Here is a 25,023-nt window from a genome sequence, read left to right as displayed (position 1 = left end):
CGTCCTGCTTACTGACCAGAAACCTGGGCAAGTGGAAGAGGGGTGTCATCGATCTGGACTTTTTCACCGGGACGCGCATGTTGCAGGCCTTCAGTGACGATGCGGTCGCCGGACTTGAGGCCGTGGGTGACGATCCAGCGATCGTTCTGCACCGCGCCCAGTTCGACCGGTTGCTGGCCGACGCGCTGCTCGGCGTCGAGCAACAGCACGTGGGCGATGCCGGCGCTGTCACGCTGGATGGCCCGTTGCGGCACGCTGATGCCTTGCTGATTGAACGCTTGCTCCAGGCGCACGCGAACGAAGCTGCCCGGCAGTAAGTCGAGGTCCGGGTTGGGGAACTCGCTGCGCAGAATGATCTGGCCGGTGCCTGGGTCGACGGTGATGTCGGTGAACAGCAACTTGCCCGGCAGCGGATAGAGCCTGCCGTCGTCCTGGATTAGGGTGGCTTTGGCCTGACCTTGGCCCACTTCCTTTAACTGGCCAGAACGGAACGCGCGACGCAGGTCGTTGAGTTCACGGGTCGATTGCGTCAGGTCCGCGTGGATCGGATTCAACTGCTGAATCAATGCCAGCGGCGTGGTTTCGTTCTGCCCAACCAGCGCGCCTTCGGTTACCAGCGCTCGGCCGATGCGCCCGGAAATCGGTGCGGTGACGGTGGCATAACCCAGGTTCAGTTTTGCCCGCTCCACGGCGGCTTTGTTGGCGGCAACCTCGGCGGCGGTCTGCCGGGCGTTGGCCCGGGCGTTGTCGTAATCCTGGCCGCTGATGGCGTTGCCTTCGATCAACTGGGCGTAACGCTGCTCTTGCAGCCTGGCCTGGAACGCATTGGCCTCGGCCTTGCGCAGCGCGGCTTCGGCGCTGTCCAGGTCGGCCTTGAACGGCGCCGGGTCGATGCGGAAAAGAACGTCGCCTTTTTTTACATCACTGCCTTCGCGAAAGGTGCGTTGCAACACCACGCCAGCGACTCGGGCGCGGACTTCGGCGATGCGTGGTGCGGCAATTCGCCCGCTCAACTCACTGCTGATCGACGTGGGGCGGACTTCGATGGTTTCGATGCGCACAGTGACCAGCGGCGCCTGCTCTTCGGCGGTCGAGGACTGCTCACACGCGCTCAGCGTCAACGCCAGCGCAATCAGGCCGAGCCCTGCAAGCAGATTCTTTGACATGTAAGTACCCCAATGATGACCGCCCGTATCCTACGGGGAGCCGATGAGGGTAGCGGTGAAGCTTTGTAGGTGCTGTGTGAAATTGTGTAAGGGTTTTGCTCATGGGCGTGTGAGGGCGTATATCCTTCGCAGCTTGATTCCGTTTGCGACTGTTATGCCGACTTGCCCGCAAAGAGGCCCTCAAGGTCACCACTGCACTTTCTGGAAACACCCCATGCCCAACATCCTCCTGGTCGAAGACGACTCCGCGCTCTCCGAACTGATTTCCAGCTACCTGGAACGCAACGGCTATTGCGTCAGCGTGCTCAGCCGTGGTGACCACGTGCGCGAACGGGCGCGGGTCAATCCGCCGGATCTGGTGATTCTCGATCTGATGCTGCCGGGGCTCGATGGTTTGCAGGTCTGCCGCTTGCTGCGCGCCGATTCGGCGACCTTGCCGATCCTGATGCTCACCGCCCGCGACGACAGCCACGATCAGGTGCTGGGCCTTGAGATGGGCGCCGACGACTACGTCACCAAACCTTGCGAACCACGCGTCTTGTTGGCCCGAGTGCGGACTTTGCTGCGCCGCAGCAGCCTCAGCGAACCGATGACCGCCAACGACCGCATTCTCATGGGTAATCTGTGCATCGATTTGTCCGAGCGCACCGTGACCTGGCGTGAGCAACCGGTCGAGCTGTCCAGCGGGGAATACAACCTGTTGGTGGTGTTGGCTCGGCATGCCGGCGAAGTGCTGAGCCGCGACCAGATTCTGCAACGCCTGCGCGGCATTGAGTTCAACGGCACCGACCGCTCGGTGGACGTGGCCATTTCCAAGCTGCGGCGCAAATTTGACGATCATGCGGGCGAGGCGCGCAAGATCAAGACTGTGTGGGGCAAGGGCTACCTGTTCAGCCGCTCCGAGTGGGAATGCTGAACCGATGTTCAGAATCCTCTTTCGTCTCTATCTGGTGACCATCGTCTCGTTCAGCGCGGCGATTTACCTGGTGCCGGACCTGGTGATCCAGGTCTTTCATGAGCGTTTTATGACCTACAACCTCGATTACTCCCGAGGATTGCAAACGCTGATCGTCAAGCAGTTTCGCGCAGTACCTGTCGAGCAGTGGCCGGCGCTGGCGGCGGAGATGGACAAGGAGTTCCAGCCACTGCAGATCGTGCTGGCTCGCAACGACGACGCCGAATTCACTCTGAATGAACGTGAACGCTTGCAGCGCGGTGAGAATGTTGTGCGAATCGGTGAGTGGGGCTGGCGTACCTTGGCCGTGGCGCCATTGAACGAGCAGAAGGTGGTTGAAATGATCGTGCCGCCAGACCCGCCGGACGTCAGTTGGTTGTACTGGAGCATTAACGTGCTGATCGGCGCGACCATGCTCGCCTGCCTGTTGCTGTGGTTGCGCCCGCACTGGCGCGACCTGGAACGCCTCAAAGGCACCGCCGAACGCTTCGGCAAGGGCCACCTGAGCGAGCGTACGCAGATTTCCGCCAGCTCCAACATTGGCAGCCTGGCCAACGTCTTTGACACCATGGCCGGTGACATCGAAAACCTGCTCAACCAGCAACGCGATCTGCTCAATGCGGTGTCCCATGAATTGCGTACGCCGTTGACGCGGCTGGATTTCGGCCTGGCCCTGGCGCTGTCCGACGACTTGCCGGCCACCAGTCGCGAACGTCTGCAAGGCTTGGTTGCGCACATTCGTGAACTGGATGAGCTGGTGCTGGAATTGCTGTCCTACAGTCGATTGCAAAACCCGGCGCAGTTGCCGGAGCGGGTCGATGTGTCGCTGGATGAATTTATCGACAGCATTCTGGGCAGCGTCGACGAAGAACTGGAATCCCCGGAAATCGTCATCGACGTGCTGCTGCACGGCCAGTTCGAACGCTTCTCGCTGGACCCGCGCCTGACCGCCCGGGCGATCCAGAACTTGCTGCGCAATGCCATGCGCTATTGCGAGAAGCGGATTCAGATCGGCGTGCAGGTGTGCCCCAAGGGCTGTGAGATCTGGGTGGATGACGATGGCATCGGCATTCCGGAGGAAGAGCGGGAGCGGATTTTCGAGCCGTTTTATCGGCTGGATCGTAGTCGGGACCGCGCCACTGGCGGGTTCGGGTTGGGCCTGGCGATCAGCCGCCGGGCGCTGGAAGCACAGGGCGGCACACTCACTGCGCAAGCGTCGCCGCTGGGCGGCGCGCGGTTCAGGTTGTGGTTGCCAACACCTGTCTGAATCTTGTGACATCCCTGTGGCGAGGGGGCTTGTCGGAACGCCACAGGGATCACCAGTCACAGATTATTGAGCGTTCAGCCGAGTATTTCGGTTGATGGAATCAACCTAACCCCAGCCACCTGCATCCGGTCAATCGCTGCCGCCAGCGATCCATCCAGATCAATCGCCCGACACGCATCCATCACTACAAATGCATTGAACCCCGCCGCCCGCGCGTCCAGTGCAGAAAACATTACGCAGAAATCCAGCGCCAGCCCGACCATGTAAACCGTGTCGATGCCGCGTTCTTTCAGATACCCGGCCAAGCCAGTGGTCGTGGTTCGATCCGCCTCCAGAAACGCCGAATAACTGTCGATGTCCGGATTACAGCCCTTGCGAATAATCAATTGGGCGTGGGGCAGGTCCAGTTCCGCATGGAATTCGGCGCCGGGTGTGGCTCGCACGCAATGCTCTGGCCAAAGTGTCTGCTCACCGTAAGGCAACTGGATCACGTCGTAAGGTTTGCGCCCCGGGTGGCTGGAAGCGAACGAGGTGTGGCCGGGCGGGTGCCAGTCCTGGGCGATGATGACCTGCTTGAACTCGCGGCCGAGGCGGTTGATCAAGGGCACGATCAGGTCGCCTTCTGGCACCGGTAATTGACCGCCGGGGATGAAGTCGTTCTGTACATCGATGACGAGTAAGGCTGCACGTGAAGAGATTGGCATGGTGGGGTTCCTCCTTGGAAAATCAGGTGCAAGCATAGTGACAACTTCGCTGGTGCGCTAAGTCGGTTTTATTAAATGGCTGCGTTCGTGTAAGTGAGGCAGTTGGATCGGCGGTATGGCCTTCGCGGGCAAGCCTCGCGCCTACAGGTTATGTGTCGGGCGCACGTTCATTCCCCTGTAGGAGCGAGGCTTGCCCGCGAAGGGGCCAGTCCAGACACCACAACCGCCGCAGTCCCGCATTTGGCCGAACCGCTGCCTTACTGCCGGCACTGATGCCTTGTTATAGTTCGGGCCTCATTTTCTGCCCCGGTAAAGGATCACTGCCATGTCTCAATACACCGCCTTCAGCGTCGAACTGGCCGATAACATTGCCCATGTGCAGATCAACCGCCCGGAAAAAATCAACTCAATGAACGCCGCATTCTGGAGCGAGATCATCGAGATTTTCCAGTGGATCGACGATACCGACGAAGTGCGGGTGGTGGTACTCAGTGGCGCCGGCAAGCATTTTTCTTCTGGCATCGACCTGATGATGCTGGCCGGTGTGGCCAATGAACTGGGCGAGGATGTCGGTCGCAACGCGCGCCTGCTGCGGCGCAAGATCCTTGCACTGCAAGCCTCGTTCAATGCCGTCGACAATTGCCGCAAGCCCGTGCTGGCGGCGATTCAGGGTTATTGCCTGGGCGGCGCCATCGACCTGATTTCGGCCTGCGACATGCGTTACGCCGCCGAGGGCGCGCAATTTTCCATCAAGGAAATCGACATCGGCATGGCCGCCGATGTGGGCACTTTGCAACGCTTGCCACGGATAATCGGTGACGGCATGCTGCGTGAACTGGCTTACACTGGTCGCACCTTTGGCGCCGACGAAGCGCGCACCATCGGCCTGGTCAATCGCGTCTACAGCGACACCACCAGCCTGCTTGAAGGCGTGATGGGCATTGCCCGTGAAATCGCCAGCAAGTCGCCGATTGCCGTCACCGGCACCAAAGAGATGATCAGCTACATGCGTGACCATCGCATCGATGACGGCCTCGAATACGTCGCCACCTGGAACGCCGCCATGCTGCAATCCACCGATCTGCGCGTGGCCATGGCCGCCCATATGAGCAAACAGAAACCCGAATTTCTGGACTGATGAACCATGACTTCACGCTGGACCACCGCAGTACTGGACACCGATCAACCCGGCGGCTGGGCCGTGGCGCGCAGCCCCGAAGGCTTTTTGTTCGATGACAATGGCGCGCTGTTTCCACGCGAATGGCTCAAGCGTCAGGACCTGTCGATTCTCGCCGAGCATGGCATCGGTCACCTGGATGGCGAACCGGTCTACCTGCTGGAGTTGCGCAGTCACAGCGAAGTACCGGGCTGCAACTGGAAAGGCCTGCGAGCGTTCATGCTCGAGGGCGATCACACTGTCTACAAGGTGCTCGGCTATGCCGCGCAAATCGGTACATGGGCCCGTGAACACCGCTTCTGCGGCAATTGCGGGCAGGTGATGAGCCAGGTGCCGCGTGAGCGGGCGATGTACTGTGAGCCGTGTGATATACGCCACTATCCGCGCATTTCACCGAGCATGATCGTGCTGGTGACCCGTGGCGACGAAGTGCTGCTGGCTCGCTCGCCGCGTTTTGTCACCGGGGTCTACAGCACGTTGGCGGGGTTTGCCGAGCCGGGTGAGTCGGCCGAGGACTGCCTGATTCGCGAGGTCCGCGAAGAGGTGCAGATCGAGGTCAAGAACATCCAGTACATGGGCAGTCAGTGCTGGCCGTTCCCGCATTCGATGATGCTCGGTTTTCACGCCGAGTACGCCGGGGGCGAGATTGTCTGTCAGGAAGACGAGATCGAAGACGCCCAGTGGTTCAACGTGCACGAGCTGCCGCCGTTGCCAGCGTCTCGCTCGATTGCCCGTTACCTCATCGACGCCTATGTGGCACGGCGCTTAGGCCACGCTGAACCAGTGCTGCCAGGCTAACCGGACGGTCAAGCCGAGCACCACGGTGATGAACACCGGGCGAATGAATTTCGCACCGCCGCTGATGGCGGTGCGCGCGCCGAAGAAGGCGCCGACCATCACCGACAGGCCCATGCTCAGGCCGATGATCCAGTCCACCTGCCCGGAAAAGATGAACACCGACAGCGCCGCGATGTTGCTGACGAAGTTCATGCTACGCGCCACGCCGCTGGCCTTGACCAGGTCGATGGGGTAGAGCAACAGACTGCTGACGGTCCAGAACGCCCCCGTTCCCGGACCGGCCACACCGTCGTAGAAACCGAGGCTGAAGCCTTGGGTCGATTGCCACTTTTTCTTGATCGGTGCGTCGCTGTCCAGCGGGGCCTTTGGTGTGCCGCCAAACAACAGATACACGCCGCAGGCGAAAACGATCACCGGCAGCATCTTGTTCAGCCATTCCGCTGGCAAGTAATGAGCGACCACGGCGCCGGTGAGTGCACCCACCAGTGTGCCGACAATGGCGTGCGTCCATTGCCGAGGATGGAACAGCTTGCGCCGGTAGAAAGTGAAACTGGCAGTGGCCGAGCCGAAGGTCGAACTGAGCTTGTTGGTGCCCAGCACCAGGTGCGGCGGCAGGCCGGCGGTCAGCAGCGCCGGAGTGGTCAACAGGCCACCACCACCGGCGATGGCGTCGATGAAACCGGCAATGAAAGCGACAAAGGCCAGAACGGCCAGGGTAGTGAGGTCAACGCTGAGTTCGAAAGGCATGGAATGGGCTTATTCGGCGGGGCGCAGGAAGAGGGCTGCGAGGAAGGCCGGTATCTTACCCATAAATTTATTCTGTTACAGCCGATCGTTCCCACGCTCTGCGTGGGAATGCATCCTGTGACGCTCTGCGTCACATCCGAAGCGGACGCAGAGCGTCCATGGCGGCATTCCCACGCAGAGCGTGGGAACGATCATTACCGGGTGGCGGGACCATTACCGATCTGCCACACAAACGGCGGTTCAGTCCCGTTGATCACCCAGTCCCCGACAATCCGCGCCTTGTAGATCACCGGATTGTGCGACGACACGGTCCGCGCATTGCGCCAATGCCGATCCAGCGATTTGCCTTCACGAACATCCGAAGCGCCCAAGGCATTGAACAGCGCCGTGGTCGCGCGCTGGATCAATTCCGAGACCACCACCTGAGCCTTGGCCGACTCAATCTCCGCTGCCACATTTGCCGCGCGCTCCAGCGCTTCATCCCCCGAAAACCGCGCCAGATAAGCCCGCTGTGCCGGTTGCGCAGCTTTCAAGGCACCGGCTTCGGCCGCATAAACCCACGCAGCCACTTCACCCACCACCTGCTGCACTTGCGAATCCTCGCTGACCCGCTGTGCATTGCCGTGGCTATAGATGCGTTTACGCTCGCGCACCTGATGCGCCACATCACGCAATGCGGCGCGGCCAATTCCGGCCAGGGTCGCCAACAGCACCAATTGATAAAACGCCGTCTGGTATTTGAAGCGGGTGGCGAAGTCGATGATGTTCTCGGCGTCCACTTCGGCATCGATAAATCGCGAGGTGCCGCTGCCCGTGGTGCGCTGGCCGAAACCGTCCCAATCATCGCTCTGCACAATTCCCGATTGGCGTGTGCGGACGGCAGCAATCACGTCGCCGCCGGTATCGCTGCGCTGGGCATAGACGTCGATCCAGTCAGAGAAAATACTACCGGTGCTGTAGAACTTCTCGCCGTTGAGCCGCCACTGATCGCCGTGGGGCGAGACCTTGGTGATCACATCGCCGATCGCCACGCTGCCGATTTCGGTCCAGGCATTGCCGGCGATGTCACCCTCGACAAAGCGTTTGAACCAGACATCCCGAGCTGGCCCCAGCGGTGAGTTCAAACGATCCTCGGCAAAAGCGAAATGCCCGCGCAGCGCCTGGGGCACGTTGGAATCGGCTTCGGCCAGTTCGATCAGCAATTCGAACAACTGCGGCAGGGACGCGCCGCCACCGCCGTATTCAACCGGCACCCGCACCGCGCCGAAGCCAGCCTCCTTGAGCCATTGAACCGGTTCGTAAGGCAGGCTGCGGCTTTGTTCGCGCTCAATGGCACCGGCGGCGATGCGCTGGAAGATTGGCCGAAAACGTGCGGCCAGCGCTTCATAGTCAGTGCCGATGGACAGCGGGTTGATTACTTGATGTTCGGTCATGGGACAGCTCCTTGGAACGGCAGTGAGTGCCATAGGGGATTGCACGGTCCATGCCGAAGCTCGCAGACCCTGATTTATTGGATGTTGTGGATTTCGGCGTGGCCTGAATTGTTGCTGTGCCAACAGTGCATCAGCAAATTGCCTCAGCACATCACATACCCGTGGCGAGGGGGCTTGCCCCCGTTGGACTGCGTAGCAGTCCCTTTTTTTGGGGCCGCTACGCGACCCAACGGGGGCAAGCCCCCTCGCCACAGTTCGCGCGCGCCTCAAGATTCAGCGCTGGCACGGTTGCTGCTCTGGCCTCAGGACTTCCCTGAAAACCCGAGGACACGCCAATGAGTCAGCAAGCCGTCAAATTTGCCTACTGGGTACCGAACGTCAGTGGCGGGCTGGTGGTCAGCAAGATCGAGCAGCGCACCCACTGGGGCATCGACTACAACCGCAAACTGGCGCAACTGGCCGAAGAGGCGGGGTTCGAATATGCCCTGACCCAGATTCGTTTCACCGCCGGTTATGGCGCCGAGTTCCAGCATGAATCCGTTGCCTTCAGCCATGCGCTGCTGGCTGCCACCACAAAATTGAAAGTCATCGCCGCGATCCTGCCGGGGCCATGGCAACCGGCGCTGGCGGCCAAGCAACTGGCAACCATCGGTCAACTCACCAACGGCCGGGTGGCGGTGAACATTGTCAGCGGCTGGTTCAAGGGCGAGTTTCAGGCTATCGGTGAACACTGGCTGGAGCACGATGAACGTTATCGCCGCTCCGAAGAATTTATTCGCGCATTGAAGGGCATCTGGACCCAGGACAACTTTACCTTTCGCGGCGACTTCTACCGCTTCGACAACTACAGCCTCAAACCCAAACCGCTGGGCCAGCCGGAAGTTTTTCAGGGCGGCAGCTCCCGTGCGGCCCGGGACATGGCGGCGAGGGTTTCGGACTGGTACTTCACCAACGGCAACACCCCCGAAGGCATCAAGGCCCAGGTCGACGACATTCGCACGAAAGCGGCTGCGAACAATCATTCGGTGAAGGTCGGGGTGAATGCTTTTGTCATCGCTCGCGACACCGAAGAAGAAGCACGGGCGGTGCTGGCGCAGATCATCGATCAGGCCGACCCCGAAGCCGTGAACGCCTTTGGCAATGCGGCGAAACAAGCGGGCAGGGCATCGCCCGAGGGTGAGGGCAACTGGGCCAAATCGACGTTTGAAGACCTAGTGCAGTACAACGATGGCTTCAAGACCAATTTGATCGGCACGCCACAGCAGATCGCCGAGCGGATCGTCGCGTTGAAAGCAGTGGGCGTGGATTTGGTGCTGGCGGGGTTTCTGCACTTTCAGGAAGAGGTGGAATACTTCGGGAAGCGGGTGTTGCCGTTGGTGAGGGAGCTGGAGGCCAAAGCGGCTATCAGGCATCAGACTGCGGTCGCCTGAACACCATAAAACCCTGTGGGAGCCGGGCTTGCCCGCGATGACGGTTTCACATTCAACAAATAAGTTGTCTGTAACTTCGCCATCGCGGGCAAGCCCGCTCCCACAGTGGATTTCGGTGAAGTTACAGACCGAGGTCGGAAAGACTTGGGTGATCATCCGGCCGGCGGCCCAGCGGCCAGTGGAACTTGCGGTCGCTTTCCTTGATTGGCATGTCGTTGATGCAGGCGTAACGGTTGAACATCAAGCCGTTCTCGTCGAACTCCCAGTTCTCGTTGCCATAGGAACGGAACCAGTTGCCCGAGTCGTCATGCCATTCGTAGGCATAACGCACGGCGATACGGTTGTCGCCATGGGCCCAGAGTTCCTTGATCAGCCGGTAGTCCAATTCCTTGGCCCATTTACGGGTCAGGAAAGCTTTGGCTTCTTCGCGGTTGTGAGCGAACTCGGCGCGGTTACGCCACTGGGTGTCCAGGGTGTAGGCCAGGGACACCCGTTCCGGGTCGCGGGAGTTCCAGCCGTCTTCGGCCAGGCGAACTTTTTCGATGGCCGATTCACGGGTAAACGGCGGCAATGGCGGACGAACTTCGGCAGTAGACATATAAAGTCTCCCTATCAAATTAACGTTCAAGCAAGTTGTCGGGCTTATTAAAAGTGTTACAGGTCCAATAACTTTCGCGCCATGCATTGCGCATTATCGGCGGCACTGTGATCACCCATCACAAGCGGCGCTCCCACATTTGAAATGCATTCCCCCGTGGGTGCAAGCCTGCTCGCGATAGGGCCATTACAGACAGTAACAAGACCCAAACCCATCCATGGTGTAAGCTCTCGGGTTCTTCGGATTCGACCCTTTGCGAGCCCTATGCCGTCGCTTTTCAAACGCTCTCTGCTGCCTAAACTGCGCAGTTTTCCGCTGACCGCCGATGCCGTCACCATCCTCTCTGGCGCCGCCGAGTTCCGTCGTTGCCTGCTGGAGCAAATCGCCCAGGCAACCCAGCGCATCTATATCGTCGCGCTGTACCTGCAACAGGATGAGGCCGGGCAGGAAATCCTCGATGCCCTGCACGCCGCCAAACTGGCGCGCCCGGAACTGGACGTGGTGGTGGTCGTGGACTGGCTGCGCGCCCAGCGCGGTTTGATCGGTGCCGGCAAGCAGCCGGGCAACTCGGCCTGGTATCAGGAAACGACCCGCACCCACGAAAGCGTGGTGCCGGTGTACGGCGTGCCGGTGCAGACTCGCGAGCTGTTCGGCGTGCTGCATTTGAAGGGCTTCGTGATCGACGATTGCGTGCTCTACAGCGGCGCGAGCCTGAACAACGTTTACCTGCACAAATTCGACAAGTACCGCTTCGACCGTTATCACCTGCTGCAGAATCATGCGCTGGCCGATTCGATGCAGCACCTGATTCAGCACGGTCTGATTGCCTCAAAAGCGGTGCATCGCCTCGACCTGCCAAACCTGCCGACCACCCGCAGCCTGCGCAACGATATCGGTGATTTGCGCAGCCGTCTCAAGCACGCGGCGTACGACACCACGGCAGGCAGCACGGCGAAGGACGGTTTATCAGTCAGCCCCTTGCTCGGCGTGGGCAAGAACAACCCGTTGAGTCGGGTGATTTGCGAGTTGATCGCCAGCGCCCAGCAGCAACTAACCATCTGCACGCCGTACTTCAACCTGCCGCTGGCGGTGACCCGGGAAATCAACCGGGCGCTGGCCCGTGGCGTGAAGATCGACATCATCGTCGGCGACAAAACCGCCAACGACTTTTACATTCCGCCCAGCGAGCCGTTCAAAGTGATCGCGGCGCTGCCGTACCTTTACGAAATCAGCCTGCGACGCTTCGCCAAGCGCCATCAGCGCAGCATCGACAGTGGCAAGCTGAATCTGCATTTGTGGAAGGATGGCGACAACACTTATCACCTGAAGGGCATGTGGATCGATCAGCGTTATACCTTGCTGACCGGCAACAATCTCAATCCTAGAGCGTTTCGTCTCGATCTGGAAAACGCGTTGCTGATCGATGATCCGAAAGGGGAGTTGCTGGAGCCGCGTGGCAATGAGCTGGCGGAGATTTTCCGGCACACCAGCCGCATCGAGCGGTATCAGGATCTGGAAACGCTGCCGGATTACCCGGCGGGGGTGGCCAAGTTTCTCAAGCGCGTGAGTCGGGTACGGATCGAGCGGTTGTTGTATCGGATTTTGTAAGGGTTAACACGGCGGGGAAGGTGAGGCGCCTGTAAGAATGCCTTCGCGAGCAAGCCCGCTCCCACAGGGATCTGCACCGGGCTAGTGGCTACGCTAATATGCCCACCACTCAAATAACAAGGCTCGCCACGGTCAATGTCGGAAAAAGACACCATCTCCATTCAACTGGTGCGTGAAGCGCTGTTGCAAAGTTGCACCCCGGGCGCTGCCACCGAAGAGGTGTTGCATAAGGTCGGCATCGCCCCTGCATGGCTGGAAACCACCGACGCTCGTGTTCCAGCCACCGCGTACGCGCGACTTTGGCGCTTGCTGGCCGGGCGCGAAGATGATGAGTTTTTTGGCATGGACCCGCGCAAGCTCAAGTCCGGCAGTCTGGAGTTTCTCTGTCGTTGCTCCATGGTTCAGCCGACCCTGGCCGCCGGGCTGACGTCGGGGCTGAGCTTTCTGTCGTTGATGCTGGAGCGCATGCCCGCGCAACTGGTTCGTCAGCAAAGTCTGGCGGAAATCGTGTTGCTGGAGGACGACGAAGACCCGCGCCGCGCCTTCACCTATTTCACTTACTGGATGATCGTGCACGGCGTGGCCTGCTGGCTGGCGGGGCGGCGGATTCCTATCCTGGCCATCGAGTTGCGTTGCCCGGCGCCGGATTTTTGTGATGACTACCGGGTGATGTTCTCCGAGAACCTGCGGTTCGACCGGCCGCGCACGCGGATGATTTTCTCGGCCGATTGCCTGGATTTACCGATCAAGCGCAGCGCTGAAGAGTTGAAGCGATTCCTCGCGCATGCGCCGGCGAACATTCTGGTCAAGTACCGCGATCCCGAAAGCCTGGCCAGTCGGATCAAACACGATTTGCGGCAACTGCCCGCCGAGCACTGGCCGGAAACCGAGGCGCTGGCGCAGCGACTGTGCATGTCGGCCTCGACCTTGCGCCGACGCTTGGCTGAAGAGGGGCAGACGTATCAGGGGCTCAAGGACAGCGTGCGCAAGGAACTGGCCATTGTCTGGTTGGCCGAACCGGCCATCAGCTTCGCCGAAATCGCCAGCCGTTTGGGGTTTGCCGATGCCAGCTCGTTCTACAAGGCGTTTCGCAAGTGGTCGGGGTCCAATCCGGGCCATTATCGGAGTTTGATTCTTAGCGAGGCCGACTGATCGATCGTTCCCACGCTCTGCGTGGGAATGCCTCAATGGACGCTCTGCGTCCGCTTCTGGGACGCGGAGCGTCCCGGGCTGCATTCCTTTGCTGCGCGTGGGAACGAGGTAGGTAGTGACCTTGGCCAAACCAGTCACACAACTTGATAACTTTGACCATTGTCCCGCTCCCCACGCAGAGCGAGTATTTCCCTGTTATTTACGGTTCCCCGACCTAATAAAAATACACAGGGATTCTGGCAATGCGCGATTACTTGTCTGCCACGTCACAGTTCAATTATCAGCACACCGTCGATGCCGCGCTCACAGGGTCGTTGAGCGCACTCAATGCCTGCGTCGAGTGTTGCGACCGGCATGCCTTGCCGGGGCGCATCGCGCTGTTCTGGGAAGGCCGCGACGGCGCCAGCGCGACCTACACCTTCAGCGACTTGCAGGACAAAGCCGCGCGGTTTGCCAATTTCCTGCTGACCCAGGGCGTGAAGAAGGGCGATAAAGTCGCCGGCCTCTTGCCACGCAACATCGAATTACTGATCACCGTGTTCGCCACCTGGCGCATCGGCGCGGTCTATCAACCGCTGTTTACCGCCTTCGGCCCGAAAGCCATCGAACATCGCCTCAACAGCTCCGGTGCCGCCATCGTAGTCACCGACGCGGTCAATCGACCGAAACTCGCTGAAGTGGCCGACTGCCCGACCATCGTCACCGTTGGCGGCCCGAAAGGCCAAGGTATCGTTCGGGGTGATTTCAGTTTCTGGGCCGAATTGGCCAACTATTCTTCCGAGTGCGAACCGGTATTGCTGACCGGCGAAGACCCGTTCCTGCTGATGTTCACCTCAGGCACCACAGGCCCGTCGAAAGCGCTGTCGGTACCACTCAAGGCGATCGTCGCGTTCCAGAATTACACCCGTGACGCGGTGGGTTTACGCCCTGAAGACGCGTTCTGGAACGTCGCCGATCCGGGCTGGGCCTATGGCATTTATTTCGGCGTCACCGGGCCGATGGCGATGGGGCATCCGATCACCTTTTACGATGGTCCGTTCACCCTCGAAAGCACCTGCCGGGTGATCAACAAATTCGGGATCACCAACCTCACCGGTTCACCGACCGCGTATCGCTTGCTGATTGCCGGTGGCGACGAGTTCGCCCGTTCGATCAAGGGCAAGCTGCGCATCGTCAGCAGCGCCGGCGAGCCGCTCAACCCGGAGGTGATCCGCTGGTTCGCCGATAACCTCGGCGTGGTGATTCACGACCATTACGGCCAGACCGAACTGGGCATGGTGTTGTGCAATCACCACGGCCTCGATCATCCAGTGCACGTCGGCGCTGCCGGTTTCGCCTCGCCGGGCCACCGCATTGTGGTGCTCGATGACGAATACAAAGAACTGGGCGTCGGCCAGCCAGGCATTCTGGCCGTCGACCGTACCCAGTCGCCGATGTGTTGGTTCGGCGGCTACGAAGGCGCACCGACCAAGGCCTTTGTCGGCAACTATTACCTGAGCGGCGACACCGTCGAGTGGAACCCGGACGGCAGCATCAGCTTCGTCGGGCGCAGTGACGACGTGATCACCACGTCCGGCTATCGCGTGGGCCCGTTCGACGTGGAAAGCGCGCTGATCGAACACCCTGCGGTGGTCGAAGCTGCAGTGATCGGCAAGCCCGACCCGGAGCGCACCGAGCTGGTCAAAGCCTTCGTCGTGCTCAGTTCGCAATACCGCGCAGAACCGGCGCTCGCCGAAGAACTGCGCCAACACGTGCGCAAGCGTCTGGCGGCGCACGCGTACCCCCGTGAAATCGAATTTGTCAGCGAATTGCCGAAAACCCCAAGCGGCAAATTGCAGCGCTTTATCTTGCGCAACCAGGAAATCGCCAAGGCTCAAGAGGCCGCCGCGAAGAACGTTTCAGCTTGAATCCAAGGAAACAATGATGCAGATCGAAAACAAGGTTTTTCTCGTCACCGGCGGTGCATCCGGCCTCGGTGCCGCCACTGCTGAAATGCTGGTGGCTGCTGGCGCCAAAGTGATGCTGGTGGACATGAATGCCGAAGCCGTCGCCGCCCAGGCTGCACGTCTCGGCGCGCAAAGCGTGGTGGCGGATATCAGTAATGAAACGGCTGCGGAAGCGGCGGTGCAGGCGACGGTCAAAGCCTTTGGCGGCCTCAATGGTCTGGTCAATTGCGCCGGCATCGTCCGTGGCGAGAAGATCCTTGGCAAGAACGGCCCTCATGCACTGGCCAGTTTCAGCCAGGTGATCAACGTCAACCTGATCGGCAGTTTCAACATGCTGCGCCTGGCGGCGGCGGCGATTGCCGAAACCGAAGCCGACGAAGACGGCGAGCGTGGCGTGATCATCAACACCGCCTCGGCCGCGGCCTTCGACGGCCAGATCGGCCAGGCCGCGTATTCGGCGTCGAAAGGCGCGATCGTCAGCCTGACCTTGCCCGCCGCCCGAGAACTGGCGCGCTTCGGTATCCGCGTGATGACCATTGCCCCAGGCATTTTCGAAACGCCGATGATGGCCGGCATGACCCCGGAAGTGCGCGAGTCTTTGGCTGCCGGTGTGCCGTTTCCACCGCGTCTGGGCAAGCCGAGCGAGTACGCCGCGCTGGTCAGGCATATCATAGAAAACAGCATGCTCAACGGCGAGGTGATCCGTCTCGACGGTGCCTTGCGCATGGCCGCCAAATAAGGAGGATTTGTCATGACGCTGTCCAACGATCCGATTGTTATTGTTAGCGCCGCCCGCACCCCGATGGGCGGGTTCCAGGGCGAACTGAAAAGCCTGACCGCGCCACAGCTGGGCGCCGCAGCGATTCGTGCTGCCGTCGAACGCGCCGGTATCGCTCCTGAATCCGTAGAAGAAGTGCTGTTCGGTTGTGTGCTGTCCGCCGGTCTCGGCCAGGCCCCGGCGCGGCAAGCGGCACTGGGCGCCGGGCTGGATAAGTCGACCCGTTGCACGACACTGAACAAAATGTGCGGCTCGGGCATGGAAGCCACGATTCTGGCTCACGACAGGCTGATCGCCGGCAGTGCCGATGTGGTCGTCGCCGGGGGCATGGAAAGCATGTCCAACGCGCCATTCCTGCTGGACCGCGCCCGCAGCGGTTACCGCATGGGCCATGGCCGGGTGCTCGATCACATGTTCCTCGACGGCCTCGAAGACGCTTACGACAAGGGTCGCCTGATGGGCACCTTCGCTGAGGATTGCGCCGAAACCAACGGCTTCAGCCGCGAAGATCAGGACGCGTTTGCCATTGCTTCGACCACCCGCGCCCAACAGGCGATCAAGGACGGCAGCTTTACCGCCGAGATCGTGCCCGTGCAGGTGATGGTCGGCAAAGAGCAGGTGCTGATCAGCCACGACGAACAGCCACCGAAAGCCAAACTGGACAAGATCGCTTCGCTGAAGCCGGCGTTTCGCGACGGCGGCACCGTGACCGCGGCAAACTCCAGTTCGATCTCCGACGGCGCGGCGGCATTGGTGTTGATGCGCCGTAGCGAAGCCGAGAAACAAGGCCTGAAACCGCTGGCGGTGATTCATGGTCATGCTGCATTTGCCGACACGCCGGGGCTGTTCCCGGTGGCACCGGTGGGCGCGATCAAGAAGCTGATGAAGAAAACCGGCTGGTCTTTGGATGAAGTCGAGTTGTTTGAAGTCAACGAAGCCTTTGCGGTGGTCAGTCTGGTGACCATGACCAAACTGGAAATCCCCCACGAGAAGATCAACGTCCACGGCGGTGCCTGCGCCTTGGGCCACCCGATCGGTGCATCGGGAGCGCGGATCCTTGTGACCCTGCTCTCGGCCCTGCGCCAGAAAGGCTTGAAACGCGGCGTTGCAGCGATCTGCATCGGCGGCGGCGAAGCGACGGCCATGGCTGTGGAATGCCTGTACTGAGGCTAATGGGGCGCAACCTGTGTGCGGGGCTTTTGTGGCGAGGGAGCTTGCTCCCGCTGGGTCGCGAAGCGGCCCCATAAGCTTGCGACTGCTGCGCAGTCGAGCGGGACGGTGCGGCGATCCGACAAGCTCCCTCGCCACACAAGCCCGCTCTCACAGGTCTTGCGTTTCAACTTGAATTTTAAGGACTTGGCATGATCCCCAATGACGAACAACTTCAGATCAGCGACGCGGCCCGGCAGTTTGCCCAGGAACGGCTGAAACCGTTCGCCGCCGAATGGGACCGCGAACATCGCTTCCCCAAGGAAGCGATCCGCGAGATGGCCGACCTGGGCTTCTTCGGCATGCTGGTGCCGGAGCAGTGGGGCGGTTGCGACACCGGTTACCTGGCCTACGCCATGGCGCTGGAAGAAATCGCTGCCGGCGATGGCGCCTGCTCGACCATCATGAGCGTGCACAACTCGGTGGGTTGCGTGCCGATCCTCAAATTCGGCAACGACGACCAGAAAGAACGCTTCCTCAAGCCGCTGGCCAGCGGCGCGATGCTCGGTGCGTTTGCCCTGACCGAACCGCAAGCCGGCTCCGACGCCAGCAGCCTGAAAACCCGTGCCCGGCTGGACGGCGATCACTACGTGCTCAACGGCTGCAAGCAGTTCATCACTTCCGGGCAAAACGCCGGGGTGGTGATTGTGTTTGCGGTGACCGACCCGAGTGCCGGCAAACGCGGGATCACGGCGCTGATCGTGCCCACCGATTCGCCAGGCTATAAAGTCGCGCGGGTCGAAGACAAACTCGGTCAACATGCCTCCGACACCTGCCAGATCCTCTTTGAGGATGTGAAAGTCCCGGTGGCCAATCGACTGGGCGAGGAGGGCGAAGGCTACAAGATCGCCCTGGCCAACCTAGAAGGCGGCCGTGTCGGCATCGCCTCGCAATCGGTGGGCATGGCCCGCGCCGCGTTCGAAGCGGCCCGCGACTATGCCCGTGAGCGCGAGAGCTTCGGCAAGCCGATCATCGAACATCAGGCGGTGGCCTTCCGGCTGGCGGACATGGCAACCCAGATCGCCGTCGCCCGGCAGATGGTGCATTACGCGGCGGCATTGCGCGACAGCGGCAAGCCGGCGCTGGTCGAAGCGTCTATGGCCAAGCTGTTCGCTTCGGAAATGGCCGAAAAGGTCTGCTCCTCGGCGTTGCAAACCCTTGGCGGTTACGGTTACCTGAACGACTTCCCGCTGGAGCGGATCTACCGCGACGTGCGGGTGTGCCAGATCTACGAAGGCACCAGCGACATTCAGCGCATGGTCATTTCGCGCAATCTTTGAGAAGGAGTCCCCTCTGTGAGCAATAAAGAGCTGAATTACGAAACGATTTTGCTGGAAACCCACGGCCGCGTCGGCCTGATTACCCTCAACCGTCCACAAGCCTTGAACGCGTTGAATGCGCAAATTGTCAGCGAATTGAACCATGCCCTCGATGGCCTGGAAGCCGATTCGAACATCGGTTGCATCGTGCTGGCCGGCTCGAAAAAAGCCTTCGCCGCCGGTGCCGACATCAAGGAAATGGCCGAGCTGACCTACCCGCAGATCTACCTTGATGACCTGTTCAGCGACAGCGATCGCGTAGCCAACCGGCGCAAGCCGATCATCGCTGCGGTCAACGGTTTCGCCTTGGGTGGTGGCTGTGAACTGGCGTTGATGTGCGACTTCATTCTGGCAGGCGACAACGCCAAATTCGGTCAGCCGGAAATCAACCTCGGTGTGTTGCCAGGCATGGGCGGTACTCAGCGCCTGACTCGCGCAGTGGGCAAAGCCAAGGCCATGGAAATGTGCTTGAGCGGGCGTTTGATCGATGCGGTGGAAGCAGAGCGTTGCGGGATTGTGGCGCGGATTGTGCCGGCGGATGAGCTATTGGACGAAGCGCTGAAAGTCGCGGCGTTGATTGCGAAGAAGTCGTTGCCGATTGCGATGATGATCAAGGAAAGCGTCAATCGCGCCTTTGAAGTCAGCCTGTCGGAAGGCGTGCGTTTTGAGCGTCGGGTGTTCCATGCGGCGTTTGCGACGCAGGATCAGAAGGAAGGGATGGCGGCGTTTATTGCCAAGCGGGAGGCGGAGTTCGTCGGCAAGTAATGCGGCGTCCTCGCGGACGTCATCGCGGGCAAGCCCGCTCCCACAGGTTTCTTGAGCGTATACAAAATTTGTGAACGCCGGGAACCACTGTGGGAGCGGGCTTGCCCGCGATGCTTTTAAAGGTCACACCAGATAATTTTTCAACTCCCGCGCAATCACCATCCGCTGTATCTCGCTCGACCCTTCATAAATCTGCGTGATCCGCGCATCCCGGTAGTAGCGCTCCACCGGGTAGTCTTCCAGATACCCATACCCGCCATGAATCTGTATCGCCGACGAGCAGACCTTCTCGGCCATCTCCGAGGCAAACAGCTTGGCCTGTGAAGCCTCCGACAGACACGGCTTGCCGGCGCTGCGCAACCTTGCGGCGTGCAGGATCAGTAAACGTGCAGCATTCAGACGGGTGTGCATGTCGGCCAGCATATTAGCGATGCTTTGGTGCTCGATGATCGGCTTGTCGAACTGCACCCGATCCCGCGCGTAAGCCAGCGCTGCTTCGAACGCTGCACGGGCGATGCCCAAGGCTTGCGCGGCGATGCCGATGCGGCCGCCTTCGAGGTTGGAGAGGGCGATGGCCAGGCCTTTGCCGCGTTCGCCCAGCAGATTGGCCTCGGGAACAGTGCAATTGTTCAGGGTGACGGCGCAGGTATCGGAAGCACGGATGCCCATCTTGTGTTCACTGCGGTCGACGATGAAACCCGCTGTTTCGGTCGGCACCAGGAACGCTGAGATGCCGCGCTTGCCCAGCTCCGGATCGGTCACGGCGAACACAATCGCCAGCTTCGCCCGTTTGCCGTTGCTGACGAATTGCTTGGCGCCGTTGATCACCCACTGGCCGTCGCGCAGTTCGGCGCGGGTGCGCAGGTTATGAGCTTCGGAACCGGCCTGGGGTTCGGTGAGGCAAAAGCAACCGATGGCCTGGCCGCTGGCGAGGTCCGGCAACCATTGCTGTTTCTGTTCTTCGGTGCCGTAGTTGAGCACCGGCCCGCAGCCCACGGAATTGTGGATGCTCATCAGCGCACCGGTGGCGCCGTCACCGGCCGAAATCTCTTCCACCGCCAAGGCGTAGGCGACGTAGTCGACATAAGTGCCGCCCCATTCCTCGGGCACCACCATGCCCAGCAGGCCCAGCTCACCCATCTTCGCCACCAGACCGTCATCGATCCAGCCGGCCTTTTCCCAGGCTTGTGCGTGGGGCGCGATTTCGCCGCGGGCAAAATCCCGGGCCATGTCGCGGATCATCACTTGCTCTTCGCTCAATTCGATATCGTGCATGACTCAGCTCCAGCTTGGGTCGAACCCGGTGAAAAAACTCGCCACGTGCTCGGCGCCCAGCGCCTGCAGGGTCGGCGGGTTCCAGCGCGGCTTCTTGTCTTTGTCGATCAGCAAGGCGCGCACGCCTTCGATCAGGTCGCCGCGTTCGAACCACTGGCGATCCAGGTGCAGTTCGAGGCTAAAGCACTGCTCCAGGCTCAAGCGTCGACCGCGCCGCAGCATTTCCAGGGTCACACCCATGGCCAGTGGTGAACGGCTTTCCAGCAGATCCGCCGTGGTTTTCGCCCATTCGTGACTGTCGGCGACCGTCACTTCGCGCATTTGCTCCACCATACTCGGCACGTCGGGCAGGGCGAAGAAGTGATCGATGGCCGGCCGCAATGCCGCCAAGGGCGCTCCCGGCAGTTGCTGCACGGCGAGTTTCGCCAGCATGCCTTGCAGGTCCTTGAGCGGCGCGTCGTGCCATTCGAGGTGATCGAGCTGCTCGTCCAGCGTGCCCAGGCTGGCGCTTTCCAGATACCAGTCGGCCAGGCCGCAATAGAGCGCATCGGCGGCGCGAATCTGCACGCCGCTGACACCGAGATAGATGCCCAGCTCACCGGGAATGCGTGGCAGGAAGTAGCTGCCGCCAACGTCCGGGAAATAACCGATGGCCACTTCCGGCATCGCCAGGCGGCTGCGTTCGGTGACCACTCGCAAATCGGCGCCTTGCACCAGCCCCATGCCACCGCCCAGCACGAAGCCATCCATCAAGGCCAGGACCGGTTTGCGATAGTGATGAATGGCGAGGTCGAGTGCGTACTCTTCGACGAAGAAGTCTTCGTGCAGGGAGTCGCCACTTTTGAAACTGTCGTACAGCGAGCGAATATCGCCGCCGGCACAGAACGCTTTCTCACCGGCGCCGCGCAACACCACCGCATGCACCTGCGGATCCTGCGCCCAGGCATCGAGCTGCAGGTGCAGGCTGCGAACCATGTCCAGGGTAATGGCGTTGAGGCCGGCGGGGCGATTGAGGGTCAGGTGACCAATGTGATTGCGAACCTCGGCCAACACTTCATTTTGCGTGGCATCCATGGGCTGTGTTTGCGCGGATGAAACCTGAGCAGTCATCACTAACTCCCTGCTTTTATTGTTTTTTATAGAAAACTCGCGCGCGAGCGATGCTGGATCGTATCAGTGCAAATTTGTGATGTACAACCGGGATACGTGCAGGTGCTGTTTGCATTTTTGCCTTAAGACAAAATCAAAAGATCGCAGCCTGCGCGAGGGGTGTTCATGCGAAAAAACGGCGGTGAACACGGTCAACGCAGGAGCTGCCGAAGGCTGCGATCTTTTGATCTTCAACCCTTGTTGGAAAATACCTCTCTGATGCTACGTCGCTTGGCGTGCAACTCGCTGGCATGAATCAGTTGCTCGAGGTCTTCGGGGGTGACGTCGTAGAAGGCCTCCATGTCGGCAAGTGCCAGTTTCAGATCCGCGGCAGTGATCGCCTGGATGTCGGGGACGGGCATCATCAGGGGTGCCGGTTCGCTGGCGCGTTTGGGGTAACGGATGCGCGTCAGGTTGTTATAGGCGAGGGCGCTGAGCAACAGGGTGGAGGCGCTGAGCATCACCGGGCCAAGGGCTTTCCACTCCATGGCAATGGTCGCCGGGTCTGCCACCACCATAAGCAACGCCAACGCCCCGGCCGGTGGGTGCAGGCAACGCAGCCAGCACATCAGAATCAGCGCCATGCCCGCCGCGAGGCAGGCGCTGCCCAAGGTTCGTCCGAGTACGTGAGCGACCAGCAGCGAAATCACCCCGGCGCTCAAGTAACCGCCAAGAATCGACCACGGCTGGGCGAGGGCGCCTGAGGACACAGCAAACAGCAATACGGCGGATGCACCCAGCGGGCCGATCAGGTGCAGCGCCACTTCCATGCCGAATACCTGACTGCATAGCCAGACGCTGAACATTGTGCCCAAAGCCATGCCGATAGCGGCGCGGCTCCATTCTGAAGGACGGGTATTGATGGCGGCAGGTAACCAGCGAGCGAACATGAGGCAAACGATCCGTAAAAAAATCGAGGCAAAAAAAAGGCTTAGCTGGGAGACCCAGAAAGCCCTTAAAGTCGTTCCAACTATTGGGGGAGGAACAGCGCACAGTGTGCCCATCAGTCCTGATGGTGACAAATTCATATTAATGCTGCTTGAGTGCATTATTTTTGCAGTATCGTCACCCGCTACTTCACACGGGAGGCGCGTGAAGCAACACGAAATCGTTTTTTCGGTCTGGCTGACCAACCCGCGGCAGGCAGGTCCCGGGCGAAACCGTGTTCACGCGACGACTGAGGCCGCTGGCCATTGCTGAAGGGGAATCGGCAACTTGCGCGACTCACCGCGCCCCATCGGGAAATACAGGAAGCCACTGCGGGCCAGGCGTTCGGCGTCGTACAGGTTGCGCCCGTCGAAGATTACCGGTTCATTGAGCCGTTGCTGGATCAGGTCGAAGTCCGGTGCCTTGAACTGCTGCCATTCGGTGCAGATGATCAGTGCGTCGGCGCCCGACAGCACCGATTCCGGCGTGCCCATGAGCATCAGTTTCGACTCGTCAGGGTACAGACGCTGGGTTTCCTGCATGGCTTCCGGGTCGAACGCCCGCACATTGGCCCCGGCGGCCCACAGCGATTCCAGCAGCACCCGGCTCGGCGCATCGCGCATGTCGTCGGTGTTGGGCTTGAAGGCCAGGCCCCACACGGCGAAAGTCTTGCCGCGCAAATCGCCTTGGTAGAAGGCATTGATGCGTTCGAACAGTTTGTGTTTCTGCCGCTGGTTGATGGCTTCCACCGCTTGCAGCAGGTCGCTGGAGCAATGAGCCTCTTCGGCACTGTGAATCAGCGCGCGCATGTCCTTGGGGAAACACGAACCACCGTAACCGCAGCCGGGATAGATGAAGTGGTAACCGATACGTGAATCGGCGCCGATGCCCAACCGCACCGATTCGATATCGGCGCCCAGGTGCTCGGCCAGCTCGGCGATCTGGTTGATGAAACTGATCTTGGTCGCCAGCATGCAGTTGGCGGCGTATTTGGTCAGCTCGGCGCTGCGCAGGTCCATGAACATGATGCGGTCATGGTTGCGGTTGAACGGGGCGTAGAGGTCGCGCATCACGTCGCGCACCTCATCGCGCTCACAGCCGATGATGATGCGGTCCGGGCGCCGGCAATCGGCCACGGCCGAACCTTCCTTGAGAAACTCGGGGTTGGAGACAATATCGAACTGCAGCAGCCGACCGACCTTGAGCAGGCACTTATCGATATGCGCGCGCAGCGTATCGCCCGTGCCCACCGGCACTGTGGATTTCTCCACCAGAATCACCGGTTGTTCACGGTGACGCGCCACTGCTTCACCCACCGACAACACGTAGCGCAAGTCCGCCGAACCATCATCCCGCGAAGGCGTGCCGACGGCGATGAACAACACCTGGCCATGCTGCACCGCGAATTTTTCGTCTGTGGTGAACTGCAGCCGTTTGGCTTCCAGGCTTTCGCGCACCAGGCTGGCCAGCCCCGGTTCGAAGATGCTGACGTGGCCTTGTTGCAGCAGCGCGACTTTATTCTCGTCAATGTCCATGCACACCACGTCGTGGCCGACTTCAGCCAGGACGGCGGCTTGCACCAGGCCAACGTAACCGCTGCCAAATACACTGATTTTCATGGAGCACTCCTAATTTCAGGCGCACGAGCAGGTCGAGAGTTGATCGTGATCACACCGAGGATGACCAGCGCCACCCCCAGGGTTTTCGAAAGACTGAAAGTTTCGTTGAATAACGGCAGGCTGGCGGCCAGCACATACACCAGCGCGTAGCTGATGCTCAGCAGCGAATAGGCCCTACCCAGCGGTAAATCCCGCAGGGCGGCGAGCCAGGTGAGCATCGACACGGCATAGGCGAGAATGGCGGCCAGCACGACGGCCACGGCGGACACATTAATGCTGCCGTTGCTCAAGGCGGGTAACCATTGTTCGGGATGCGGCAAGCGGGTCATGCTCCAGCGCATGCCCAACTGTGCGGCGCTACCCAGCAGCACGCTGCCCAGGGCGAAGGCGAGTCCACGACGCAGGCTCATGCGTGTTGCCCCAGCAACGCCACGCCACCGATCACCAGCGCCACGCCCAGCCAGTGACGGCGGTCGATGGTTTCGTGAAAGACGAAGCGCGCAACCAATGTGATCAAGACGAAATTCAGGCTAAGCATGGGGTAGGCGACGCCAACTTCCAGGCGCTGCAACACCAGCAGCCAGACCAGCAAGCCCAACCCCAAAGAAGCGAGCGCCAGCCACAGCCACGGCGAGCGCAGTTTCTCGCCCCAGCCCGACGTCTTGCCGCGCCAACTTTCCACGGCGTACTTCTGGGCGATTTGGCCCAGGCAGGTCAGCAGGCAGGCAGCCAATACGAGCAGCAGGCTCATGAGGCCTCCTGAGGCAAAATCAGCATCATCAGATTGCCTTGTTCATAACGTTTGCCATCCTTGGGCAGTCGCTGGTGGACTTCGAGCAGCCGCGGTTGCTGAATCAGGATAGGCCAGGCCATGTTTCAATTCGTCTATCGTGTTGTTTCCAGTCAAGCAGACGTTCGGTATTGGCGATGCCTGGTTTCGCCGACAACCCAAGAAGCCACCATTGACTTTCCAGTCCATGGTCGGCAGCGTGACGGCCCGG

Annotated in this window: 23 protein-coding genes and 2 pseudogenes; 12 read left to right on the top strand and 13 right to left on the bottom strand. The window is 60.6% G+C overall.

Going from position 1 to position 25,023, the window contains the following annotated elements; translation table 11 throughout:
• Positions 1 to 8: 8 nt before the first annotated feature.
• Positions 9 to 1,166, bottom strand: a complete 1,158-nt coding sequence (locus tag LOY56_RS13200) for an efflux RND transporter periplasmic adaptor subunit (RefSeq protein ID WP_258622519.1) — start codon at positions 1,164 to 1,166, stop codon at positions 9 to 11.
• A gap of 214 nt (positions 1,167 to 1,380) precedes the next feature.
• Here LOY56_RS13200 and LOY56_RS13195 point away from each other — a divergent pair, with 214 nt between their 5' ends.
• Together LOY56_RS13195 and LOY56_RS13190 are read left to right on the top strand one after the other, a co-directional pair.
• Positions 1,381 to 2,082, top strand: coding sequence for a response regulator transcription factor (locus LOY56_RS13195; protein WP_258622518.1), 702 nt, complete (start codon positions 1,381 to 1,383; stop codon positions 2,080 to 2,082).
• A 4-nt stretch (positions 2,083 to 2,086) separates the two neighbouring features.
• On the top strand, positions 2,087 to 3,388 hold the full coding sequence (locus LOY56_RS13190) for an ATP-binding protein (RefSeq protein WP_258622517.1): 1,302 nt from the start codon (positions 2,087 to 2,089) through the stop codon (positions 3,386 to 3,388).
• 74 nt (positions 3,389 to 3,462) lie between these two features.
• Here LOY56_RS13190 and pncA read toward each other — a convergent pair whose 3' ends face one another.
• Complete coding sequence (pncA, locus tag LOY56_RS13185) at positions 3,463 to 4,092, bottom strand: bifunctional nicotinamidase/pyrazinamidase (protein ID WP_258622516.1); 630 nt, start codon at positions 4,090 to 4,092, stop codon at positions 3,463 to 3,465.
• Positions 4,093 to 4,417: 325 nt separating this feature from the next.
• Here pncA and LOY56_RS13180 point away from each other — a divergent pair, with 325 nt between their 5' ends.
• On the top strand, positions 4,418 to 5,230 hold the full coding sequence (locus LOY56_RS13180; protein ID WP_258622515.1) for a crotonase/enoyl-CoA hydratase family protein: 813 nt from the start codon (positions 4,418 to 4,420) through the stop codon (positions 5,228 to 5,230).
• Between the two features lie 6 nt (positions 5,231 to 5,236).
• Positions 5,237 to 6,067 (top strand): NAD(+) diphosphatase, encoded by an 831-nt coding sequence (nudC, locus tag LOY56_RS13175; protein WP_258622514.1) that lies wholly within the window; start codon positions 5,237 to 5,239, stop codon positions 6,065 to 6,067.
• Here nudC and LOY56_RS13170 read toward each other — a convergent pair.
• Complete coding sequence (locus LOY56_RS13170; protein ID WP_258622513.1) at positions 6,035 to 6,814, bottom strand: TSUP family transporter; 780 nt, start codon at positions 6,812 to 6,814, stop codon at positions 6,035 to 6,037. The genes nudC and LOY56_RS13170 overlap by 33 nt on opposite strands.
• A 194-nt stretch (positions 6,815 to 7,008) precedes the next feature.
• Positions 7,009 to 8,247 (bottom strand): acyl-CoA dehydrogenase family protein, encoded by a 1,239-nt coding sequence (locus tag LOY56_RS13165; protein ID WP_258622512.1) that lies wholly within the window; start codon positions 8,245 to 8,247, stop codon positions 7,009 to 7,011.
• A gap of 335 nt (positions 8,248 to 8,582) precedes the next feature.
• On the opposite strand from LOY56_RS13165, the gene sfnG reads away from it, so the two are divergent.
• On the top strand, positions 8,583 to 9,677 hold the full coding sequence (sfnG, locus tag LOY56_RS13160; protein WP_258622511.1) for a dimethylsulfone monooxygenase SfnG: 1,095 nt from the start codon (positions 8,583 to 8,585) through the stop codon (positions 9,675 to 9,677).
• Between the two features lie 121 nt (positions 9,678 to 9,798).
• On the opposite strand, the gene LOY56_RS13155 is transcribed toward sfnG, so the two are convergent.
• Both LOY56_RS13155 and LOY56_RS13150 read right to left on the bottom strand, forming a co-directional pair.
• Positions 9,799 to 10,275, bottom strand: coding sequence for a nuclear transport factor 2 family protein (locus LOY56_RS13155; RefSeq protein ID WP_258622504.1), 477 nt, complete (start codon positions 10,273 to 10,275; stop codon positions 9,799 to 9,801).
• 56 nt (positions 10,276 to 10,331) lie between these two features.
• A pseudogene (locus tag LOY56_RS13150) lies at positions 10,332 to 10,400 on the bottom strand (TetR family transcriptional regulator); the annotation flags it as partial.
• 139 nt (positions 10,401 to 10,539) lie between these two features.
• Here LOY56_RS13150 and pssA point away from each other — a divergent pair.
• The 7 genes from pssA (at position 10,540) to LOY56_RS13115 (ending at position 19,052) form a co-directional block, all read left to right on the top strand.
• On the top strand, positions 10,540 to 11,883 hold the full coding sequence (gene pssA, locus LOY56_RS13145) for a CDP-diacylglycerol--serine O-phosphatidyltransferase (protein ID WP_258622501.1): 1,344 nt from the start codon (positions 10,540 to 10,542) through the stop codon (positions 11,881 to 11,883).
• Positions 11,884 to 12,018: 135 nt separating this feature from the next.
• A complete protein-coding gene (locus LOY56_RS13140; RefSeq protein WP_258622493.1) occupies positions 12,019 to 13,035 on the top strand; it encodes an AraC family transcriptional regulator in 1,017 nt (338 codons plus the stop codon).
• A 242-nt stretch (positions 13,036 to 13,277) separates the two neighbouring features.
• Complete coding sequence (locus tag LOY56_RS13135; protein WP_258622491.1) at positions 13,278 to 14,942, top strand: AMP-binding protein; 1,665 nt, start codon at positions 13,278 to 13,280, stop codon at positions 14,940 to 14,942.
• 16 nt (positions 14,943 to 14,958) lie between these two features.
• A complete protein-coding gene (locus LOY56_RS13130; RefSeq protein ID WP_258622652.1) occupies positions 14,959 to 15,720 on the top strand; it encodes an SDR family NAD(P)-dependent oxidoreductase in 762 nt (253 codons plus the stop codon).
• A 12-nt stretch (positions 15,721 to 15,732) separates the two neighbouring features.
• Positions 15,733 to 16,926 (top strand): acetyl-CoA C-acyltransferase, encoded by a 1,194-nt coding sequence (locus tag LOY56_RS13125; protein WP_258622489.1) that lies wholly within the window; start codon positions 15,733 to 15,735, stop codon positions 16,924 to 16,926.
• A 194-nt stretch (positions 16,927 to 17,120) separates the two neighbouring features.
• Positions 17,121 to 18,248: an acyl-CoA dehydrogenase gene (locus LOY56_RS13120; RefSeq protein ID WP_258622486.1), complete on the top strand. Its 1,128-nt coding sequence runs from the start codon at positions 17,121 to 17,123 to the stop codon at positions 18,246 to 18,248.
• Between the two features lie 30 nt (positions 18,249 to 18,278).
• Entirely contained in the window at positions 18,279 to 19,052 is a 774-nt protein-coding gene (locus LOY56_RS13115; RefSeq protein WP_258622650.1) for an enoyl-CoA hydratase, read from the top strand.
• Between the two features lie 123 nt (positions 19,053 to 19,175).
• On the opposite strand, the gene LOY56_RS13110 is transcribed toward LOY56_RS13115, so the two are convergent.
• The 7 genes and pseudogenes from LOY56_RS13110 to LOY56_RS13080 all read right to left on the bottom strand — a co-directional run.
• Positions 19,176 to 20,327 carry an acyl-CoA dehydrogenase family protein gene (locus tag LOY56_RS13110; protein ID WP_008072412.1) on the bottom strand — a complete coding sequence of 384 codons (1,152 nt, stop codon included), beginning with the start codon at positions 20,325 to 20,327 and terminating at the stop codon, positions 19,176 to 19,178.
• A 3-nt stretch (positions 20,328 to 20,330) separates the two neighbouring features.
• Complete coding sequence (locus LOY56_RS13105) at positions 20,331 to 21,437, bottom strand: enoyl-CoA hydratase/isomerase family protein (protein ID WP_258622484.1); 1,107 nt, start codon at positions 21,435 to 21,437, stop codon at positions 20,331 to 20,333.
• 230 nt (positions 21,438 to 21,667) lie between these two features.
• On the bottom strand, positions 21,668 to 22,366 hold the full coding sequence (locus LOY56_RS13100) for an HPP family protein (protein WP_258622482.1): 699 nt from the start codon (positions 22,364 to 22,366) through the stop codon (positions 21,668 to 21,670).
• Between the two features lie 276 nt (positions 22,367 to 22,642).
• On the bottom strand, positions 22,643 to 24,022 hold the full coding sequence (locus tag LOY56_RS13095) for a UDP-glucose/GDP-mannose dehydrogenase family protein (protein WP_258622477.1): 1,380 nt from the start codon (positions 24,020 to 24,022) through the stop codon (positions 22,643 to 22,645).
• On the bottom strand, positions 24,019 to 24,432 hold the full coding sequence (gene arnF, locus LOY56_RS13090) for a 4-amino-4-deoxy-L-arabinose-phosphoundecaprenol flippase subunit ArnF (protein ID WP_258622475.1): 414 nt from the start codon (positions 24,430 to 24,432) through the stop codon (positions 24,019 to 24,021). The genes LOY56_RS13095 and arnF overlap by 4 nt, the downstream gene beginning before the upstream one ends.
• The gene (gene arnE / locus LOY56_RS13085; protein WP_258622473.1) at positions 24,429 to 24,773 is read right to left on the bottom strand and encodes a 4-amino-4-deoxy-L-arabinose-phosphoundecaprenol flippase subunit ArnE; all 345 of its coding nucleotides are present in this window, start codon (positions 24,771 to 24,773) and stop codon (positions 24,429 to 24,431) included. Before arnE ends, arnF begins: the two co-directional genes overlap by 4 nt.
• Positions 24,770 to 24,941 (bottom strand): annotated as a pseudogene (locus LOY56_RS13080) (4-amino-4-deoxy-L-arabinose lipid A transferase); the annotation flags it as partial. The gene arnE and the pseudogene LOY56_RS13080, both read right to left, overlap by 4 nt.
• Between the last annotated feature and the right edge of the window lie 82 nt (positions 24,942 to 25,023).

The organism is Pseudomonas sp. B21-048 (assembly GCF_024748615.1).
Classification (GTDB): domain Bacteria; phylum Pseudomonadota; class Gammaproteobacteria; order Pseudomonadales; family Pseudomonadaceae; genus Aquipseudomonas.
This window is presented reverse-complemented; position numbering and strand designations above follow the sequence as displayed.